We start from the raw sequence: 4,981 nt of genomic DNA on the forward strand, positions 1-4,981 counted from the left end.
CCGTCAGGTCCGCCTCGGCCGGTTGACGCCCGTCGAATACGAGACGATCATCAACACAGCCGCCTCAGCGGCATGACACCGACACTGTCACCCGATCGTGCAGCAGTCCCGACTCAGCCGGACACTGTGTTGGTGTCGCCCACATTGAACGGCGTGGGATACCCGTGAGTCGTCAACGGCGCGGACCCTGGGGAGCGCGTCTTCCGCCTGTGGTGGGGCGGCGTCTTGGTGGTGCGCGCCGGGGTGGGGTGGCTGCCTCGTCACCCCGGCGCGCTGTGCGTCCCGTTGGACGCTTGTCGGGTTTCCCTCATTGGAACTCTCGGTATCGCGTTGGCAATCCGAGACGTTGGTCCACCCGAACGAAAAAAGCCCCACCAGTCCCGGAGGACGATGGGGAGCAAACTTGCTGCAGGGACACTTCACCTGCTGTGGTGACTATAGCACATCGAATCACATGCGTGTAACTATCGGTTGAGCTGTGGCTATTCGTCGTCTTCTTCGAGTGTTTGCCAGTTGCCTTTGAGCACCTGTCCCTCTGCCAGCCGCAGCAGCCCGAGTGCTTCGATCTGTGAGGTGCCGCCGGTCATTTGGACGGCGTATGCCTGTCGTCCGTCGTCGAGGAGGTAGTGGGAGATGAGGAGGCGGGTGCCGATGATGCTGGTGGTGGCGTCGAAGGATGCGGACTCGTCGGTCATGGTGTCTGCTCGTAGCGTTGGCCGATGACCGCGAGCACCTTGTTTATGCAGCCGCCGCACACCCACGCGTCAATGGGGTCTGTGCGCCGTACGTAGCGTGAGAACCCTTCATCGCCGAAGATGCCCATCAGCGATTCCCGTCTGGTGGTGTTGATCTTGATGTGGATGCTCGCGTGGGTTGCTCGGTCAGCGTCGGGATCGTCGGTCTCGTACCCGCAGCCGTCACAGATGTAGGTGGTGGTGGTCTTGATCATGCCCCCTCCTGTGTGCAGTCGTGTTTGCCTCGGACCATGCCGTGCGCCCAGCACCATGTGTAGAGGTCGCCGATGGTGTAGTGCTCGCCGTGCACCAGCGCCGGCCCATCGTCGATCACGTGACCGTTCCCTGGTAGTCGCCTGCTTCGCGTGCTTTGGTGAACTGGGCGCGCACGTCGGCGAGTTCGAGTTTCAGCGACTCGATCACGCCTTCCAGCTTGGTGATCTTGTCGGCGCGCTGGGTGGCGACGACTTGTAGGCGTTTCAGGTCGCTCTTGGTTCGCTCGTGCTCCGCGTGTTGGCTATCGAGCTGCCAGCCTTGGTCTTGGACCTGTCCTTCGAGTGCGGTGATCTTCTGGTCGCGTTCGTCGAGTTCGGTGCGGTGTACGGCGAGCAGGCTCCGCATCGTCTGATCCTCGGTCATGCTGCACCTCCGGCCTCGAAGCGCTGTACAGACGCTGCGTTGTCGGTCCACCAGGTCTCGCGTGCGTGCGATTCCAGCGGCGGTTTGATCCGCCCCGCCGCCAGGTCGGCTGCGATCCGTAGTGCGTCTTCGGTGTGCTGCGCGAGGGTGCGCAGGCTGCGCCACATTGCCCCGGTGCGTGCTGCGTAGATGAACCTGTTGGCCCGGACGACGGCCTCGTGTTGGGCGCGCTCGGGATCTACCCACTCGTGGCCGTGTTCGTGGTTGCGGCGGTCTCGGCGCGCGATCCGCGTACTCATGCCACGTCTCCTGTCTGCCGCCAGTTGGTCCAGTTGACGCCTATGCCTGCCAGTATTTCCGAGGCGATCTCACTGGCTTCGGTGTAGGTGCGCAGCAGCACTGCAGCGAGGTGCTTCGGTAGGCCTTCGTCGGGCGGTCCGTAGATCGCGATGGCGTCGGCGAGCACGTCTTCGATCGCGGTGCGCAGCGCTTCGGTGTCGGGGTCCAGGGTGTCGGTGGTGTCGGTCATGGTGTCTCCTCGGCGTTGGTGGTGCTTTTGTGTTGGGCGTAGCAGTCGGGACAGAAGGTTGCGGGCGCGATTTTGGTGACGCCGTTCGGGTCGAGTAGGTAAGTGTCCATGCGGATGCCGACGTGGCGGGCGTCCTTCGAGCAGTCGGCGTGATCGTTGGTGGGCCACAGGGACACCCACGGCGGGCCAGTCACTTCCGGCCCAACCGGTAGTCGCTGACCGCGGCGGCTGGATCAGGAGCACGACGCGCGAGTGCCTTGTACGCCCACCCCACCGTCGGATCAACCGCCTGCTGATCGAACATGCTGGGGTAGATCATCGAGTACTTGCGGCGTGCTGCCGCCCAGGTGGTCCCGTGGGGCGCGTAGTTCAGCAAGTCCACCTTGCATGTCTCTAGCGCATCGCTCGGGTTCGTGAGGTCGACGAGCCGAATCACGAGGGTTATGCCGCCGTCGCTGCGGTCGACCCACGATTCCCACTGCAGCGGGAAGGGCGGTTCCGGTAGCGACTTGAGGATCCGGGAGACTGGCGGGAAGGGGTGGCCGTACCGCTCCTCCTTAGGCTCGGACCTGCGGATCTTCGGAACTTTGGCTCGGCGTTCGAGCGGTCCCCACGCGATGGCGGCGACGAACAGGCCGGATAGGAATCCGATTGCAGCGGCCACGGCTATGGCGGTCATGCTGCGGCTCCGATCTCGAGTTCGGTGCCGTTCTCCGCGAACACATGCCACACGAACACGATCGGTTCCCCGACCGGCCCCGCAAGCAGGTCCGTCGTCTTGATCCCATGCCACGACACGGACCCCACATGCCTGCCCGCACGCTCCGACAACCTGTGGCCTGTCCCGTGCACATGCAGCACGTACCGGCGCGCCTTCCCGTCCGCTGCGGGCCGAACCAACGCCCACACTGTCAGCATGTCCGGGCCGGCCGATTCGACGTGCAGCCACTTCAACAGCTGGGCGTCCATGACTACGGTTGCGCGGTCGGTGACGGGGACGGTGAACTTCCAGACGACGCGGCTCATCGGTATCCCTTTTCAACGTCGAAGCAGGTAGCGCAGAACACGGCGGAACCCAACGGAGCCTCCGACACACCGGTGTCGGACAGGACGTGCATGTTGAACACGAGCGCGGGATGCCCCTCGGGGCAATGCCCTCGGCGCGGGCCGGCGGTCGTCAGCTGCACCTGCGGGTCGGGACTAGTCATGCTGCTGCCTCGGTTTCGAAGATGCGTCCCAGGTTGATGATCTGCGTGATACCCACCCACTGGTGATGGCAGTCGATGCATTCGACGCGGGTCCAGACGTCTTCTTGGCGGTGGGCGACGAGGATGGTGACTTTGACGTTTTCGCCTGCGATGCGCCGATAGGTCCACGGCCCCTGACTGCAGTTGGGGCAGGGTTTGTCGTAGAGGCCGACGGTGTCTCCCGTGAGTGCGGAGTGGATCCAGTCGGCCCAGTGGTTGATGGCGCGGGTGGCTTCGTGGACGGTTTCGATTTGTGCGGGCGCCCACTTGAAGCTGTTCACGCGGTCGAGCAGGGTGTGGATGTTGTCGCGGCCGTCATGGCCGATGACCGCCGCCCACTCCTTCACCTTCCGCTCGATCTCCTGCATCTTGTCGATGCCGGACAGCCATGCGGTGGGGTGGGATTCGAAGCCTGGTCGTCCGCCGGGGTTGCGTGGCCGGTCAGCGTTTTGGAGGGCTTGCTGTAGTTGGGTGAGGAGTGATGGGGCGGTGTAGGTGCCGTGGGCGTCGTGGTGGGTTTGTGCGGCGCAGAGGTGGTGGTGGGCGTCGTCGAGTTGGCGTCGGGCGTCGGGGAGTGTGTGCTCGTCGGTCATCGGGTTCAGTCCTCCGTTGTTGCGCAGTGCAGTCCGCAGCCTGTGCGGTCCCGGTCAGCCTGTTCATCGGCGGTCAACGTGCGGTCACACACGAAACACAAGCGGTCGATCACCAGCGGCCCTTCCCGTAGACGGCATCCATCACGGCGTCGACATCCTCGGGTTGCGTGCCGAGGCAGTCGATGCACGCGTACTTGCCGTCGACACCGAGGGCGTCGTGCACCTTGCGCCACATCGGGTTCGCGGACCGTCGGGCTTCGAGCGCGAGGTACCGGGTGGTGTTCGCCTTCGCCCGCTCCTCAGCCTCCGTCGACTGCCGCTGCATCTCCGCCCACTCCTCGGCGGTGGGTACGTCGTGGCGGCCGGGATGAGCAGCACGCCAATGGATAAGGCTCAGGACCGGGTCGGCCAGCTGGACCCGCAGTGGCTTGTCCCATGCGAGACGTCCGGATTCAGTGGGCGTGCTCATCGGTTCACCAGACCTTCGAACTCGATGCCGTTCCGGTCGGCGACCCGCCGGCACCCCGCGAGGATTTCGTTCAGCTTCTCTTCGCCGTCTCTCGGGTCGTAGTCGAAGATGCTGACGAGATGTTCGCCGACGAGCAGCTTGAGGTAGCTCTCGCCCATGCTGCTGCGGGACACGAGGTACATCGTCGGCTGCTTCGAGTGCTTCCCCATGTCAGCACCCCTCCTTCGCTGTCAGGCAGGGGTTCGGCCTGTGCCGGTCACCAACCGGGGGCCGATACGTGGCGAGGATCGCGTGCTCCCGGGCCAACTCCATCGCCGCCTTCCAGTCCAGGGAGCAGCGCAAACTCCACCCGCATCGACACCCGGCTCGGGTGACGGGTTCGCTGGTGGCGGGGGCGATGTCAACCCACACACTGTGCTCGATCACAACAGTCATGACTCCGCCTCGGGTCCGAGCTGGGTCACGACGTCCTCGTAGTAGCCGGTGGCGATCTGGTAGCGGGGTCGGTAGACCTCAGCCTCAGCGGGATCGAGGTCGTAGTTCCGCAGGATCGCAACCACCTGGTGGGGCTCTTCCCACTTCACAGCGTCGAGGATGGCCTGCAGATCGTCGCCCCAGACTGAGCCGCCATCGAGTCCTACAGCCAGAACCTGCCCGCAGGGGACTGCTGCACGATCGGGTGACAGTGTCGGTGTCATGCCGCTGAGGCGGCTGTGTTGATGATCGTCTCGTATTCGACGGGCGTCAACCGGCCGAGGCGGACCTGACGG

At 64.6% G+C, this 4,981-nt stretch carries 11 protein-coding genes; all 11 read right to left on the reverse strand.

Features of this window, described 5'->3' with window-relative positions; genetic code table 11:
* Positions 1-482: 482 nt before the first annotated feature.
* The 11 genes from WFK95_RS24600 to WFK95_RS24650 all read right to left on the reverse strand — a co-directional run bounded on the left by WFK95_RS24600 (position 483) and on the right by WFK95_RS24650 (position 4,795).
* Positions 483-695, reverse strand: coding sequence for a hypothetical protein (locus WFK95_RS24600; protein WP_336672283.1), 213 nt, complete (start codon positions 693-695; stop codon positions 483-485).
* Positions 692-949 (reverse strand): hypothetical protein, encoded by a 258-nt coding sequence (locus WFK95_RS24605; protein WP_336672284.1) that lies wholly within the window; start codon positions 947-949, stop codon positions 692-694. Before WFK95_RS24605 ends, WFK95_RS24600 begins: the two co-directional genes overlap by 4 nt.
* A gap of 115 nt (positions 950-1,064) precedes the next feature.
* Positions 1,065-1,373: a hypothetical protein gene (locus WFK95_RS24610; RefSeq protein ID WP_336672285.1), complete on the reverse strand. Its 309-nt coding sequence runs from the start codon at positions 1,371-1,373 to the stop codon at positions 1,065-1,067.
* Positions 1,370-1,672 (reverse strand): hypothetical protein, encoded by a 303-nt coding sequence (locus WFK95_RS24615; RefSeq protein WP_336672286.1) that lies wholly within the window; start codon positions 1,670-1,672, stop codon positions 1,370-1,372. The genes WFK95_RS24610 and WFK95_RS24615 overlap by 4 nt, the downstream gene beginning before the upstream one ends.
* Positions 1,669-1,902 carry a hypothetical protein gene (locus WFK95_RS24620; RefSeq protein WP_336672287.1) on the reverse strand — a complete coding sequence of 78 codons (234 nt, stop codon included), beginning with the start codon at positions 1,900-1,902 and terminating at the stop codon, positions 1,669-1,671. Before WFK95_RS24620 ends, WFK95_RS24615 begins: the two co-directional genes overlap by 4 nt.
* A 190-nt stretch (positions 1,903-2,092) precedes the next feature.
* On the reverse strand, positions 2,093-2,581 hold the full coding sequence (locus WFK95_RS24625; protein ID WP_336672288.1) for a hypothetical protein: 489 nt from the start codon (positions 2,579-2,581) through the stop codon (positions 2,093-2,095).
* Positions 2,578-2,928 carry a DUF7352 domain-containing protein gene (locus tag WFK95_RS24630; RefSeq protein ID WP_336672289.1) on the reverse strand — a complete coding sequence of 117 codons (351 nt, stop codon included), beginning with the start codon at positions 2,926-2,928 and terminating at the stop codon, positions 2,578-2,580. Before WFK95_RS24630 ends, WFK95_RS24625 begins: the two co-directional genes overlap by 4 nt.
* 178 nt (positions 2,929-3,106) lie before the next feature.
* Positions 3,107-3,742, reverse strand: coding sequence for a DUF7341 domain-containing protein (locus WFK95_RS24635; RefSeq protein WP_336672290.1), 636 nt, complete (start codon positions 3,740-3,742; stop codon positions 3,107-3,109).
* Positions 3,743-3,851: 109 nt separating this feature from the next.
* Positions 3,852-4,211 (reverse strand): hypothetical protein, encoded by a 360-nt coding sequence (locus WFK95_RS24640; protein ID WP_336672291.1) that lies wholly within the window; start codon positions 4,209-4,211, stop codon positions 3,852-3,854.
* Entirely contained in the window at positions 4,208-4,384 is a 177-nt protein-coding gene (locus tag WFK95_RS24645) for a hypothetical protein (RefSeq protein ID WP_336672292.1), read from the reverse strand. Before WFK95_RS24645 ends, WFK95_RS24640 begins: the two co-directional genes overlap by 4 nt.
* 258 nt (positions 4,385-4,642) lie before the next feature.
* Positions 4,643-4,795, reverse strand: a complete 153-nt coding sequence (locus WFK95_RS24650; RefSeq protein WP_336672293.1) for a hypothetical protein — start codon at positions 4,793-4,795, stop codon at positions 4,643-4,645.
* Positions 4,796-4,981: the final 186 nt, after the last annotated feature.

Origin of the sequence: Tsukamurella sp. USMM236 (genome assembly GCF_037148755.1) — a bacterium.
In the GTDB taxonomy this organism is placed as follows: Bacteria; Actinomycetota; Actinomycetes; order Mycobacteriales; family Mycobacteriaceae; genus Tsukamurella.